10 protein-coding genes are annotated in these 15,710 nt (G+C 33.3%); 5 read left to right on the plus strand and 5 right to left on the minus strand.

Going from position 1 to position 15,710, the window contains the following annotated elements; all coding sequences use genetic code 11:
* Positions 1 to 31: 31 nt before the first annotated feature.
* The 5 genes from J7K39_06535 (at position 32) to J7K39_06555 (ending at position 6,354) form a co-directional block, all read left to right on the plus strand.
* A complete protein-coding gene (locus J7K39_06535) occupies positions 32 to 1,204 on the plus strand; it encodes an acetyl-CoA C-acyltransferase (GenBank protein ID MCD6179544.1) in 1,173 nt (390 codons plus the stop codon).
* A 41-nt stretch (positions 1,205 to 1,245) separates the two neighbouring features.
* The gene (locus J7K39_06540; protein MCD6179545.1) at positions 1,246 to 3,027 is read left to right on the plus strand and encodes an acyl-CoA dehydrogenase family protein; all 1,782 of its coding nucleotides are present in this window, start codon (positions 1,246 to 1,248) and stop codon (positions 3,025 to 3,027) included.
* 87 nt (positions 3,028 to 3,114) lie between these two features.
* Entirely contained in the window at positions 3,115 to 3,597 is a 483-nt protein-coding gene (locus J7K39_06545) for a DUF4442 domain-containing protein (protein MCD6179546.1), read from the plus strand.
* 38 nt (positions 3,598 to 3,635) lie between these two features.
* Positions 3,636 to 5,456, plus strand: coding sequence for a long-chain fatty acid--CoA ligase (locus J7K39_06550; GenBank protein ID MCD6179547.1), 1,821 nt, complete (start codon positions 3,636 to 3,638; stop codon positions 5,454 to 5,456).
* Positions 5,457 to 5,658: 202 nt separating this feature from the next.
* A complete protein-coding gene (locus tag J7K39_06555) occupies positions 5,659 to 6,354 on the plus strand; it encodes a DUF5020 family protein (GenBank protein MCD6179548.1) in 696 nt (231 codons plus the stop codon).
* A gap of 30 nt (positions 6,355 to 6,384) precedes the next feature.
* On the opposite strand, the gene J7K39_06560 is transcribed toward J7K39_06555, so the two are convergent.
* The 5 genes from J7K39_06560 to J7K39_06580 form a co-directional block, all read right to left on the minus strand.
* Positions 6,385 to 7,119, minus strand: a complete 735-nt coding sequence (locus J7K39_06560; GenBank protein MCD6179549.1) for a mechanosensitive ion channel — start codon at positions 7,117 to 7,119, stop codon at positions 6,385 to 6,387.
* 10 nt (positions 7,120 to 7,129) lie between these two features.
* Positions 7,130 to 12,298 (minus strand): amino acid permease, encoded by a 5,169-nt coding sequence (locus J7K39_06565; GenBank protein ID MCD6179550.1) that lies wholly within the window; start codon positions 12,296 to 12,298, stop codon positions 7,130 to 7,132.
* 94 nt (positions 12,299 to 12,392) lie between these two features.
* The gene (locus J7K39_06570; GenBank protein MCD6179551.1) at positions 12,393 to 13,037 is read right to left on the minus strand and encodes a hemolysin III family protein; all 645 of its coding nucleotides are present in this window, start codon (positions 13,035 to 13,037) and stop codon (positions 12,393 to 12,395) included.
* Positions 13,038 to 13,045: 8 nt separating this feature from the next.
* On the minus strand, positions 13,046 to 14,422 hold the full coding sequence (locus J7K39_06575; GenBank protein MCD6179552.1) for an aldehyde dehydrogenase: 1,377 nt from the start codon (positions 14,420 to 14,422) through the stop codon (positions 13,046 to 13,048).
* On the minus strand, positions 14,412 to 15,020 hold the full coding sequence (locus J7K39_06580) for a TetR/AcrR family transcriptional regulator (protein ID MCD6179553.1): 609 nt from the start codon (positions 15,018 to 15,020) through the stop codon (positions 14,412 to 14,414). The genes J7K39_06575 and J7K39_06580 overlap by 11 nt, the downstream gene beginning before the upstream one ends.
* Between the last annotated feature and the right edge of the window lie 690 nt (positions 15,021 to 15,710).

A 15,710-nucleotide genomic window follows, 5' to 3' on the forward strand; every position in this document is an offset into this window, starting at 1 on the left:
AGAATTATTGTTTTATTAAAAAAGAAAAAAAATGAATGCATATATAGTAGGTGGTTATCGTTCAGCTATTGGTAAAGCTCCAAAAGGAACTCTACGTTTTACACGTCCTGATGACGTGGCAGCAGATGTTATTAGACATTTGATGAATGACTTTCCACAAATTGAAAAATCAGAAATCGACGACTTGGTTGTTGGTAATGCTTTTCCTGAAGCAGAATCAGGAATGAATATGGGTCGTTTAATATCATTAATGTCTTTGGATACTGTTGATGTTCCCGGTTCTACAGTTAATCGCTTTTGTTCATCGGGAATAGAATCAATTGCCATTGCTTCTGCAAAAGTTAGTGCCGGTATAGCGGATGTTATTATTGCTGGAGGTGCTGAAACTATGTCAATGATTTCTATGGGTGGATGGCGTTTAGCTCCCAACCCTGATGTTGCCAAAACTAATCCTAATTGGTATTTAAGTATGGGTCTGACATCTGAAATGGTGGCTCGTGAATATAATTTGAAGCGTGAAGATTTAGATATTTTTGCTGCTAATTCTTATGCTAAAGCACTTAATGCTATCGATAGCGGTTATTTTAAAGATCAAATTGTTCCTATTACTGTTAAAGAAAATTATTTCCAAGATGGGAAAATGAAAACAAGAGAGAAAATTTTTGATACAGATGAAGGCCCTCGTAGAGGAACAACAGTAGAAGTACTTTCAAAACTACGTCCTGTTTTTGCTACCGATGGCTCATCAACAGCTGGGAACTCTTCTCAAATGTCTGATGGTGCAGGTTTTGTATTGGTTGTATCAGAAAAAGCTCTAAAGCGTTATAACCTAACTCCAATTGCTCGTATGGTTGATTATCAAGTAGCAGGTGTTGAACCTTATAAAATGGGTGTTGGTCCAATGATGGCTATCCCAAAAGTACTGAAGCATGCGGGTATGAAATTAGCCGATATGGATTTGATTGAACTTAATGAGGCTTTTGCAACACAATCAATGGTCGTGTCAAAAGCATTAGATATTAATCCTGAAATATTAAATGTTAATGGTGGTGCAATTGCTTTAGGACACCCATTAGGTGCGACAGGGGCTAAGCTTACGGTTCAGATTTTGAATGAACTAAAACGCCGAAACAAAAAGTACGGCATGGTTACCATGTGTATTGGAACAGGTCAAGGCGCAGCTGGAATTTATGAAATGTTATAATAAATTAAAAGAAATAATTATTAAACGAATTAAATAGAGTTATGTCAGAAAATACAACACTAAAAGGAGGCGAATTTTTAATTCGAGAAACTCCAGCACAGGAGATATTTGTTCCTGAAGAATTTGGCGAAGAGCCAAGAATGATGCAGCAAAGCTGTAAAGATTTTACCGATACTCAGGTTCTTCCCCAGATTGATCAATTAGAAACTCACGATAGAGAGCTTTTAACAAAAATGATGAAGGATTCAGGCGAATTAGGTTTGCTTGGAATATCTGTTCCTGAGGAATATGACGGATTCGGTCAGAATTTTGTTACTTCTATTCTTACTGTTGAGGAAATGGGAAAAGGATTTAGTTTTGCCGTAGCCTATTCTGCTCATACAGGAATAGGTACTTTACCCATTTTATATTATGGTACTGAAGAACAAAAACAAAAGTATGTAACTAAGTTAGCTACAGGTGAATATATTGGTGCATATTGTTTAACTGAAGCTGATGCCGGATCTGACGCCAATGGAGGTAAAGCTAGAGCTATTCTTAGCGAAGATGGTACTTACTATTCTTTGAGTGGAGTAAAAATATGGATTACCAATGGTGGTATAGCAGATTTATATATTGTTTTTGCAAAGATTGCTGATGATAAAAATTTAAGTGCTTTTATTGTTGAGCGTAATTGGGAAGGTGTTACTGTTGGTGCCGATGAAGAAAAAATGGGTATCAAAGGATCCACTACCGTTCAAATGTATTTTGATAATGTTAAAGTACCTGTCGAAAACCTTTTAGGTGAACGAAATAAAGGCTTTAAAATTGCTTTAAATATTTTGAATCTTGGTCGTATTAAGTTAGGTGGTGCTTCAATAGGGGCAAGTAAAGCTATTATTGATAACGCTATTAATTATGCTAACGAACGTAAACAATTCAAAACATTAATTTCTAGTTTTGGTGCAATAAAATATAAGATTGCCGAGATGGGAATTCGCACTTTTGCTTTAGAATCTTTGGTTTATCGTGCTAGTCAAAATATTGATGATGCAAAAGATGGTTTTATATCTGAAGGAATGGATATAGGAAAAGCTACTATCGAAGGTATTTATCAGTATGCTATCGAAGCTTCAATAGCTAAAGTATATGGCTCAGAGGTTTTGGATTATGTTGCTGACGAAGGTGTTCAGATTTATGGTGGTATGGGTTATTCTTCCGAAACTCCGGTAGAAAAAGCTTATCGCGATGCTCGTATTAATCGTATTTTTGAAGGAACAAACGAAATTAACCGTATGGTTATCGTGGGTGAGCTTATTAAAAGAGCTATGAAAGGTAATTTAGACCTTTTAACACCCGCTAAGGCTGTTGCAAAAGAATTAATGGGTATCCCTGATTTTGGTTCTGCTTCAACAGATTACTACGAATCAAAGAAAAAACTTGTTTTAAACTTTAAAAAAGCTGTTTTAATGGTTGCAGGTGCTGCTATTCAAAAATTTATGGCTACCTTTAACGATGAACAAGAAATATTGATGGGAATTGCAGATATGATTATGGTAACTTATGCTGCTGAGTCTATGTTGCTTCGCGTTGAAAAATTAGAGAGCATGAATCATAAAAATATTTCAGCTTTTAAAGATATGCTTGAAGTACATATGTATGATGCTGCCAGTAAAATGAATAAATATGGTATTGATACTGTTAATTCATTTGCCGAAGGTGATGAGCAACAAGCTATGTTAATGGGAATGAAGCGTTTTACTAAAACTGCTCCGGTTAATGTTAAAGATGCTCGTCGTCGTATTGCTGATCAAATGATAGAAGCAAATAAATATTGTTTTTAGCCAAACAAAAAGTAAGATAGCCCTCCGGCTTAGGCCGGAGGCTGTTTTATAGAGCAGAACACCAAAAAACCAATTATAAATAATTAAATGACTAAAAATAAGATTAGAGATTTGGCTACGAATACTTTTCGTATGCGTATTTTTATGTTGAAGAATCTACCTTTAGGCTTTTTTGTTGGCCTAAAAGTAAAGAAAATTAATCTCCATGAAGCTGAGGTGTCAGTACCTTATAAGTATTTGAACAAGAATCCTTTTAAATCTGTATATTTTGCTGTATTGGCAATGGCTGCCGAATTATCAACAGGAATTTTAGCAATGGCATCTATTGGTGATGCTCCGGTGCCGATTTCTATGTTGGTATACGATATGAATGCAAAATTTACAAAAAAAGCTACCGGAAAGATAGTATTCAAATGTGAACAAGGCGAAGATATTACAAAAGCAGTTGAAGACAGCCTATCTGATGGAGAAGGAAAGATTGTTACTGTAAAATCGGTAGGAAGGAATGAAGAAGGAGTGCAGGTGGCCGAATTTAATTTTACTTGGACCTTTAAGCCAAAAAAGATATAGACCCAAATAAATGTAAATCAACCTAAAACTTAAACAAAATGGAAATAAGAAGAACCTTTGACATCCTTGACCAATTGGTAGAAAAATTCCAAAGGGATGATGCACTGGCTGTTAAAAGAAATGGTCGGTGGGAAAAATTCACCACTTTACAATACAAAGAATTTGTAGATGATTTTAGCTATGGCCTGTTGGCAGCGGGCTTTAAGAAGGGAGATAAAATATTAACTGTTTCCAATAATAGACCTGAATGGAACTTTATAGATATGGGTATGAGTCAGGTTGGAGTAGTTCACGTTCCAATTTATGCTAATAATGGAAAGAAAGAGTATGAGCATATTTTAGTACACTCAGATGCTCGGATTGTAATTACTTCATCTAAAGAATTATACGATTTAGTTAGTGGATATGCGAAGGGAGCATCCAATATTGAAAAAATTTATACAATAGATGATGTCAATGGTGTTCCAAACTGGATGGAGTTTGTTGAGCTTGGACGACAAAATCGAGAAAAATATAAAGAAGAACTTCAAAAAATTAAAGACAGCATCGATCCTCGCGATATGATGTCGATTATATATACCTCAGGAACTACCGGCTTATCAAAAGGCGTTATGCTTTGTCACGAAAATTTTGTTTCTAATGTAAAAGCAACCAAAGATATTTTACCTATTGACGGAACAGAGAAGTTTTTGAGCTTTTTACCTCTTTGTCATGTTTTGGAACGTATGGTTAACTATTTAGTTATGATAAATGGTGCTGCAGTATATTACGCTGAAAGTATCGATACTCTCGGTGAGAATATGAAAGAGGTTAATCCTCAAGGATTTACCGCTGTGCCACGTGTTCTTGAAAAACTATATGATAAAATTATACTGAAAGGAAAAGAATTAAGCGGAATTAAGAAATCACTCTTTTTCTGGGCAGTAGATTTGGGATTAAAATATGAATTAAACAGGGCTAATGGCTGGTGGTACGAAACACAATTAAAACTTGCCAATAAATTAATATTTAGTAAGTGGCGTGAGGCTACAGGAGGAAATATTAAAGTTATTATTTCGGGTGGGGCTGCTTTGCAAGAACGCTTGGCACGTGTTTTTCATGCTGCAAATATTCCAGTTATGGAAGGTTATGGATTAACAGAAACATCGCCTGTTATATCTGTTAATTATACAAGTTATCCTAAATTAAAGTTTGGTACTGTTGGTCCGGTTATAGATAGTGTTGATGTGAAGATTGCCGAAGATGGTGAAATTTTGATGAAAGGCCCCAGTCTGATGTTGGGATATTATAAAGATGAAGAAAAAACTGCTGAGGTTATTGATGAAAATGGATATTTCCATACCGGAGATATTGGCGAAATAGGTGAGCATAATATTCTTAAAATTACAGATCGTAAAAAAGAAATTTTTAAACTTTCTACCGGTAAGTATGTTGCGCCTCAACTTATAGAAAATAGATTTAAAGAATCGGCGTTTATTGAGCAAATTATGGTTGTTGGCGAAGGTGAGAAATTTGCTGCTGCTATTATTTGTCCTTCTTTTGAATTCTTACACGGATGGTGTTTTACTCACAAAATTACTTTTAGAGATAATAAAGAATTAATTCAATTGCCTGAAGTAATTGAGCGTTACCAACAAGAAGTTGATAAAATTAATCCCAAATTAGGAAGACATCGCCAGATTAAAAAGTTTGAGCTTACTTGTCAAGAGTGGTTGACAGAAACTGGTGAACTATCTCCAACTTTAAAGGTTAAAAGAAAATTTTTAAAGGAAAAATATAAAATTAAACTCGACCGTTTGTATGGGTATACCGAAGAACTTGGTCATGTTGGTACTCCTGCTAATGGAGTAGCAGAATAAGCTTTTGATTTTCTTATTTCCCTATCCCACGAAATTTCCGGATGTTCTGGTGAGTTTCGTGGGTTTATTTTTTATAATATAGAATCTTTGTGATTTATTATTTCGGTATTTGAATTAATATGATGAGAATAATTATAAATAATAAGTTTGTTTTATTATTTTTACTCTAATAAAAAAAGATAATATTATAAATATTGTGATTATGAGAAGAATATTGTTGATTATTATGACTATTGCCACTGTTTATTCATATGCGCAGAATCTTCAAGTTCATTATGATATGGGTAAAGATCGTGGTTTTATTACCACAACTGTAGAAATGTTTAAACCCGACAAAATGGGAAATACTTTTTTCTTTATCGATATGAATTATGATGCTGGTGGTATTGAGGGAATAGCCTTAGCTTATTGGGAAATAGCCAGAGTTTTTAAAACAGAGGCTATGCCGTTTGGTATTCAAGTAGAATACAATGGCGGATTTGGTCAGTTTATGGCTAATGATCATCTAAATGGCTATTTTATTAATGATGCTTGGTTAGCCGGTATAGACTATTCTATTAATGCAAAGGATTTCTCTAAAGGTATCTCTTTTAAGGCGCTTTATAAACATATCAGGAATAAGACCAATGCTTCTTTTCAGTTAACTACTGTTTGGTTTGTTAATTTTTTAAAAGGAAAAATGACTTTTAGAGGTTTTGCCGATTTTTGGAAAGAAGATAGCGATTTTAATTTTGATGGTATTTCAGATGCGGATTTTATCTTTTTATCTGAGCCTCAGATTTGGTATCATATTAATGACCATTTTTCTTTTGGAGGGGAAGTTGAATTGAGCAATAACTTTGGCAATATGGATGGCTTTAATGTAATGCCCACCCTAGGTGTTAAATGGATTTTTTAGTTTTATAAAACTATTGTTATAAAACGTATATTAATTTTGTTCAAACTTCTTTCTAATCTCTTGTTCCATCTTAAAAAAGTATTGTTTTTCAAGACTATATAGCTTTATTTCAAAAATAAAACTATTATCATCTTCGTGGATAATCTCCACTTTTGGTGGTCGTTTTATAGAAGCCCACGGAAGGCTTAAAACTTCAAAGCGGATTTTCTCCATTAGCTTTTCAGATTTTTCACTTTTGGAGGTGCTCAAGGTAAAAGCGTGGCTTAAAACCATTTCGCCGGGATGTACTTTAATAATAGTTTGTTGATTTAGTTTGCTGTAAGGAATATAAATAACTTCACCTGAGTCGCTCTCAATTTTTAGCAAACGATTACCCATTTCAATAATTTTACCCTCAAAATTATCGACCTGGATTATATCTTTTTCGCGGAAATCTTTATGCATCTTAAATAATGCTCCGGCAATAAAGTCTTTAATAGAAAACCATAAAATCCAAAAGCCACTTATTATCAGTATTAGAAATAATGCCCAGGAATATAGCTTGTTAGAGTCGGATAGCTGTTGTATGGTAATAATGGTAAAAAGCGACCAAATAGCAATTTCTATGATAGCCATATACTGTTTTAAAATGCTTTTCTTGGTTTCGCTTTTAATTAAAAAGGGAATAAAGCGTTTTAAAATAAGTAAGCTTACAAATAGGAGTAAAGCCATGCTTCCAAAAAATAGGAGCTCAAAATTTGAGAACGTTAAAAATTCGTTTTCCATAACTTATGCTTTAAAACAATTGCCTTTTAATTAGTGCTTTTTGAAGAAATGGTAACATATATGGATTTAACTCCAGAACACCATCTGTCATTTTATTAAGTATGCCTGCACGTATTAAAATATTAATCTTAACCTGAACGCTATGTCGGGGTTCGTGAGAAACTCTAATTAGTTTATTTATATTCATTCGTTTATGTAAAATAAACTGCATTATGAAAATCATCCATTCGGTTTCCAGATAATTGAAAATTACAAGCTTTGGCTGAATAGGTTTTTGAATAAATAGGGTGTTATTTTCTATTTTATTGATATTCGCTATCCAACTGTGTAAGGCATTGCCAATATTGCCTTCCGAATAAGAAAAATAACTGGAAAACAGGCGTGCATAATGCCAAGAACGGAAAGCCGTTTCTGTTGTGTTTTTATAATGGAATTGCATTCCGGAAGAAGTATGCCTCTTCAAAATAGCATCCTTTATTTCTTTTGCACTTAATGGCGAGAGTTCGATTAGGTTTATAAAGTTACTTTCAATTTTCCGGTAACTATTTATTAGTTGAAAAGTATTAATGTCACAGGCAAACAGAAATAAATGCTTATGAGAGTAGTCTTGAACCATTTTCATTAATTGATCTATTACTCGCATTCCATTTGGACTTTTTTCCCACCAAAGTTCTAAGTCATCAATAACAAGAACACTTTCATTAGGAAGACTATTTAAAATATCAGAGAATGTTCCGGATTTTTCCAAAGCGGTTTGAAAACTCGAAAGTAAATCGGCAGGAGAGATAGAGCCTGCAAATGGAGCCGGTATCTGATAGACTTCACCTTGAATATTTAACTTATTTAGTAGCTGATTCAAAAAGAAACTTTTACCGGAATTTCTTTCGCCGGTAATTAAAATACCTCCTTTATAGCCATTTCTAAAATGTTGGAAACTGTGTAGAGCAGAATTGAATTCTGTATCTCTACCTACCCAGAAATCTTTAAGGTAGAATTGCTTACGTAAAAAGAGCTGTCTGTAATAATCGGGTAGTTTTTTCAAAAGAGAATTGGGGATGTTTACGCTATCGTTAAAACGTAATAGATCATCGACACGAGTTTCTTTTTTGAGCATTGCTTTGCTTAGCTTACGAGCAAGTATGAGCCCGCTACTCTGATTATACCAAATCTTATTTAGTTGATTCTCAAGGAAAGTATTAAATCGTTTTATTTGTATTCTGATCTTCTCAAATTTGCGTTTTTGTGTTTGTAGCCTAATGTATTGTTTTAAGTTTGTAAGACTTAAAACAAAGGTATGTAGTTGTAATATTTTTCTGATATTTAACTCTTTGGCCTCAAAGAATAGCGAAAGTTCATTTACTTTCTCTTCAAATGCAAGATTCAGACTTGCCAGTTTTTCTATAGATAAAGTGATAAGGGTTTCCCAATCGAGTTGATTTTCGGTATCATCTTTTTGTTCATCAAATAAATTTATCTGTCTAAGCAGTTTTTTAAATTCATTCTGTAACTGTTGAAGCTCTGATCCTAATTTGAAGATAAATTCTTGTAAATCATTACTTAATTCTTTTTCAATCAGATAATCTACCGTGCGGTTTACCGAGGCTTGAACTCCTTCTAATACAAAAAATGCCGAGCCTGTATCTTTTCTTATACTGTCAGAATAAAGTTCAAGTTTTTCGGGAAAAATATTAAGTGCGGATTTAATTTTTTTATTTCTAATATCATTAATATCTAATAATTGCTGAGAAATAGAATAGTCTGAATTAGGGGCGTAACTCTGAATAAGCTCATGTACATTTTCATTGGTTGCCTGATTCTTTTCTTTTAAATTATTAAGAGATTCTTTTAGTCTTTTTATGGGTTGTAAACAGTTGGTTTTTATACTTTTTAATAGGTTTAAACGCTCTGTATTAATATAAAGACGAACTTGCTGGTTGAATTGTAAAAGTCCGTTATTAAGAAAGCTTCGATTGTATATTAGATGTAGATTCTGACTGTAAAGATCTGTAAATGAAATTAATTGTTTCTTTAATTTTTTACTGTGAGCATAATAGTCGATACTATGATTTTCGTAAGCATTTGGAAATAATCCTGATAGCTGTTCTGAGAAAGCATTCAAATAAGAAAGCTGTTTTTCGTAAGAGTGAGACTCAATGTTTTTAATGCTGTCATTGAGTTTCTGATTTAGCTCTTCAATAAATGTATGTATCTTATTATGTTTTGAGTTAATATCTTCTTTAGTAGGTAATTCCGTTTGAAGATTTTCGGGTTTTAATGTTTCAAATACATCCGAAATTTTCTGCATACTGTTATTAAAAGCATTACCCATTTTATAGTTTAACTGATCGAATTCTATTAATGAGTGGTAAACATTTTCATATATTTTATGAGGAAAATGTGTGTCGAGAAGACTTTGGAAGTTAACGTAATACGGAAAACTGTTAACTAGCATCCAAATAGGTTTTAATCGGTTTTTTGCCTTTCTTGTTTCTGTATCTTTAATATCAAAGTTTAAAATTTCATCTTTTGTACGCGTAATTTTTACTCGTAGCGGACTATATTTTATAATTTTGTTTAATTGTTCAATAAAGATGAAAATCTCGTTTTTTGTCTCTTCTGTTATCTTAGGTATCTGCTCGTTATCTAAATTAGTTAAGTATTGGTTTTGGGCTCGCATAAGCAAGCTGTGTTGTGCTATAATTACTTTCTTAAAACTGTCTTCGGTTTGGTTAGCTTCGAGACGACTATTTAGATTCTTGAAACTGTGATCTACTATATCGTTAAGATTCTGAATAATATTTTTGTTAAACTCACTAATAGTACTGAGTTTATTGGTAATGAAAGTAGAGTGAATATTTTGTAATTGTGATGTGAAATCTGTAAAAGCATTAGCTAATGCGATATCTTTTGGAAGTTTTGGTTTCTTCAATATAGGTTTGTCAACTCTATTTTCAGCTTTATATATCTCTTTGTCTTTATTAAACAAAAGCTTTCCTAAGTGCATCTCCTTAAAAAGTGAAGAGCTCTTAATAAGCACTACAGTACCAATATTTTGACATAGTTCATTCGTTTTATCCACAAATTCTTGTTCTTTCCCTGTTTCTAATGGAGGAAATCCCAAGAATGTTAAATCTGTATCAATCGATTCTTTTTCAATGATTTCGTAAAAACTCTTTTGTTCTATTTCGTTATCAATAACGATAATCTCAGCTTCTATACGTAAATTTTCCAGTATATTTCCGGATATTTCGTAAATGGATGATGTTAATTCAGATTGATTGTTTACAATTATTAACCTGATTTGCGCTCCTATCCATTCTTCTGAACTTATTAGAAATTTAGAAAGATATAAAGCCAAGTTTCCATTACTGCTGCCACCTCGCCACCAAACATCTATTTTTTTGCGCTTCCCAAATCCTCGTTTATTGTCGTAATCAACTAAGAGTACATTCATATCAAAGGCCACCAAATTATTTATACTTTGTATAAAACGTATTGGTTCTTTACTATGACGAGCCCATCCCATCATAACGGTATTTGGTTCTATACCCGAAAAGCCATACGTTTGAGCGACCATTTCTATACCATTGTATATATCGTTAACCGATTGTTGGCGTGTGAATACACCGGGGTATTTTTTGCTGGATTGACTGGTGATATTCTGACCCTTTTTAGAAAATAAGAAGCGAGAATCTTCTTTTAGAATTAAATCAAAGTTAGATAAGAAACCGTGGCTACCTACAAAATTACTTCCTAAGTCTAAAAGGTGAGTTCGTTTATTGGTGCCTCCGCTGAATAAAATAATATTTGGTTCCCAGTTATTTTCACTTAGCGGGTTTTGACTAATTTTATTCAGGCTTGAGCGGGCTAACGAAGTCCATACACTTTGCCAAACATTACTCATATTTCCTTGAACTTCTTTGCGTTTTAGTAGTATATAAATACCAAATAGGATTAGTAGAGATACTCCCATCGATAAAGTATCAATTTTAAACATAACACCTACGCTGGTAATAAATCCGATTATTCCTATCCATTTTGGTATCTTTAAACTAGGACGGAAGTCAGAATTAGCCCATCTTTCAAGAACATAAGCAAGGTTTATAAATCCGTAAGCAGCTATGTAAAACATAGAAACAATTGCAGCGATTATATCCAGTTCACCAATTAAAATACCTAATTCGGCAATAATAAAAGTAAATATTAATGCTTGACGAGGTTCATTATTTTTACCGGCTCCTTTTGCAAATAATTTAGGTGTAATCTTATCTATAGACATTGCTTGTAAGATTCGTGGAGCACCTAATAATCCGCCTAAAGCCGAAGATAATGTTGCTCCCCAAATACCGGCAATAACCAAAGGAGAGAACCAAGCAATTTTTTGTAAGAAATTTGTATCATTAATTAATAAATCACGATCGACATATAGCGCAAAGAATAATGCAAGCGATATATATACTACAAAACCCACTCCAATAGCTGCTAATGTACCAAGAGGAATGGAAGTTTTTGGCGATTTTAAATCGCCCGACATAGCCACTCCGGCAGTAAAACCTGTAACCGCTGGGAAGAAAATAGCAAAAATAACAATTAGATTAGGAGCTTCGGGAGCTACGTTTATACTGTTAACTGTCTGTTGAACATCGGCTTGTGTGAAAATACCAACAATAATGCTTATAAGTGATAATGCAATAGCTCCTAAAATAAAAAATTGCGCTTTAAGAGCAATAGAGGTTGAAGTGTATGCTAATATCACTAAAAGAACAATAACCAACGAACCTATTATTCTGGTATCGTTAATGCTACCTTCCATTCCTAAAAAGTTTGAAATGGCTTCTATTGCAATAAAATTTTCGACAAAACCAACTATATAAAGAGCTATGCTAAAGGCTGTTCCAATAAATAAGGTAATACCTATGGCTCCACCAATTGGTAAGCCTAAACTTCGCGATAGCATATAATAAATACCACCGGTTTTTATTTTTTTGTCCGTTGCTATGGACGATAGAGTTAATCCTGTTGATATACTAATAATGTGAGCAAGAATAATTAGTCCTATTGCAGCATAGATACCTGCTTGTCCAACTACCCAACCTAAACGTAAATACATGATTACACCTAAAATAGTGAGCAATGAAGGTGTAAAAACGCCAGCAAAAGTTCCAAATTTTTTGGGCATAAAACAGTTTATTAGTTTAAATTGTACTACTAATGTAGACAAATATACGTATTGGAAGGCATAAGGTTGCTTTGATGCTTAAATTATTAGCTTTCTAAGGCAGTACATACCAAAAAATAGTTACGAAATGTGCAATACTACCACCTAAAACAAAAAAATGAAATATTGCATGATTGTATGGTATTTTGTTTAAGAGATAAAAAATAGCACCGATAGAATAACTTAATCCGCCTATACTCAACCAAATAAGTCCCGGAGTACTGAGATTTTCTATTAAAGGTTTTAAGGCTATAACAACTACCCAGCCCATAATAACATAAGCAAGAGTACTAAGTTTATTGTATCTGCCCGTATAAAAGAATTTTAAAATTATTCCAATTATAGCCATTCCCCAAACAACTCCAAATAAGCTCCATCCCCAAGGTCCGTGAAGAGTAACAAGTAACAGAGGTGTATAAGTTCCGGCAATGAGTACATATATTGAAGCATGGTCAAATACATTAAGTTTTTTTCTGCGTGATGGTTTTGTCGACCAATGAAAAAGGGTTGAAGCTAGATATAATGTTACCAGACTTGCTCCGTAAATGCTATAACTGACAATATGCCAGACGCTTCCCTGAATGCTTGCAAAAACAACAAGTAGGACAAGTGCTACTATGCTTAATATAAACCCTATGCCATGGGTTGCAATATTCAGTCTTTCTTCTTTCTTTTCGTATTTTTTTGCTTGAATAGCCATAATTTAATTTATCCTAATATTTTGCGAATTAATTTTAATTTTCCTTTTGTATAGGGAGGGTATTTAAACCAAGGTTCGAACCAATTGGTTTTTTTTATAATTGATTTATGATGTGAAAAAGTTTTAAATCCATATTCTCCGTGGTAGTTGCCCATTCCAGAATTTCCAACGCCGCCAAAAGGTAATTTGCTGTTTGCTAAATGCATAATTACATCGTTTATCGCACCGCCGCCAAAGGAAATTTCTTGTAATACTCTTTTTTGTATAGTAGAAGAATTGGAAAACAGATAAAGTGCTAACGGTTTTGGCCTTGATTTTATTTGCGCAATTGCCCAATTTAAATCTTTATAGGTGATAATGGGAAGAATAGGTCCGAAAATTTCTTCTTTCATCACTTCATCATCAAAACTAACATTATCAAGAACCGTAGGAGCAATATATAATTCGTTTTCACATACATCTCCTCCTATAATTACTTTTTCATTATCGATAAGTTTTAATAGACGTTGAAAATGACGAGGGTTTATAATGCGAACAAAGGCTTCGCTTTCTGTGGGATTTTCTCCGTGAATTGCCTTTATTTGCTTCTTTATTTCGGCAACTAGTTTTTCCTTAATTGATTCGTGAACGAGAAGATAATCAGGAGCAACACAGGTTTGTCCGCCGTTTAAAAATTTCCCCCAAACAATACGTTTGGCTGCCATTTTCAGATTGGCATCCTTTTCAATAATTGTAGGGCTTTTACCTCCAAGTTCCAAGGCAAGGGGCGTTAAATTCTCAGTAGCGGCTCGCATAATAATTTTTCCTACTGCTGTACTGCCCGTATAGAAAATATAATTGAAAGGGTGTTTTAATAAGCTTGTAGTTTCTTCAATGCCACCTTCTATAACTTGTAATATACCTTCGTCAAAACTTTCATTTATGATTTTAGCCATTGCATTTGAGGCGTTTAGCGATAATTCGCTGGGCTTAATAATAACTGTATTTCCGGCTGCTAAAGCCGATACTGCGGGTAAAATAGATAGTTGATACGGATAATTCCAAGCCCCAATAACTAAAACATTTCCAAATGGCTCAGGAATAATAAAGCTTTTTCCCGGAAAATTACTCAAGCCGCTACCCACACGTTTAATCTTAGACCAACTTTTTAATTTGTTGATAGCTATTTTTATTTCGTGGTAGATAATAGCAAGTTCCGTTTCGTAGGTTTCAAAAGCCGATTTTTTAAAATCTTTATACAGAGCTTCATTTAATAAAGACTCATTGGCCTTTAATACTTGTAGTAATTTTTTTAGTTGTATAATTCGGAATTTGGTATCCTTCGACTGATTACTATCAAAGAATAAAGATTGTTTATCTAAAATATTTTTAAAATTATTTTTCATCAGATGCTGTTTTTTTTAGAAGTGAATAATAATTAAAAATTACGGTATGAATATTTTTCTTTAATGCGTCGATGGTGTATATCCCATCTAAAATTGTTTCTCCAATAAGCATGCTTAACAACTGTCGAGCAGTAATTTCAGTGTCTATATCTGATCTTATTTCACCTACTTCCTTTGCTGTTTCTAATATTTGATAGAGGTAGTAGCCTTTGCGGTAGAAGTGGATATTTACGCGTTTCCTCAGTTCCTCGTAGTTGGAAGCAGCCTGAAATAAGAAACGAAAATAAGAAGTTAATTGTTCAGACTTTAGCAGGTTTGCAATTTCTTCGTAGGGATCTATAAAACTTTTTTCAAAACGTTCGAGTTTTTCTGCTAAAGAAATATCTACGGAGTAAAATACATTCTGTTTTCTAAAATAAAAGAAGAAGAAACGATTTATTACCTCCATATATACCTGTTCCTTACTTTCAAAATGATGGTAAAAAGCACCCTTTGATAAATCGCAACTATGTATTATTTCGTTGATACTTACTTCTTTAAAACCGTTTTTTAAAAATAGAATAAAACTTTTCTGAATAATCAGTTCGCGTGTATCCATAGTGCAAAGATAAGCATAAAACCGACCGGTTGGTATGGGGCTGATAAAATTAATGAGTTTGACCTTATTTTTACGGTATTTTTAAGCTTATATTTTTTAGAATCCAAAGAACAGCTATGATTATAAAAAAATAAATAACCTTAGAATAATCCTAATGTATCGGTTAGTAATCATATTTCAAAACTAAATCCCGAAGGGATTGCATGTTTATAAAAGAATATGAAATGTAAATGTACGACCCTGTCAGGGTCGTATCCTCTTTATGTTTTTCGATTTTACAAACATTTGAACCCTTTGGGTTCGGGTTTAATCCACTTAAGTTTGTTAATAATCAATTAGATACACCTGTTAATAAGTATTGGTTTTATTAACAATTGGAAAGTTTTTTACTTTCTTGGAGGTTATTGCGCGGTCTGACGATTTGAATATGGTGCGTGCCGCAGTTTAAAGTTACTAACTTTCAATTTACAACCAACTTTTATTAATGCTTCAAACTCCATATTTACAACTAAATGCGGCATGCACTACCCGTTGTGCATTTAGAAAAATGCACTATATTTTTTAATAGGCCTTTTTACATTTTTAAAAATTGTTTAGCAGTCATAACAGGTAAGTCGGAATTTTTGAAGTCTTTCAAATTCCTAGTTATAATAAGGTCTTGATTATTCTCAATTGCTGTAAAATACTGAA

The sequence above is a fragment of the Bacteroidales bacterium genome (assembly GCA_021157585.1).
Lineage (GTDB): Bacteria > Bacteroidota > Bacteroidia > Bacteroidales > UBA12170 > UBA12170.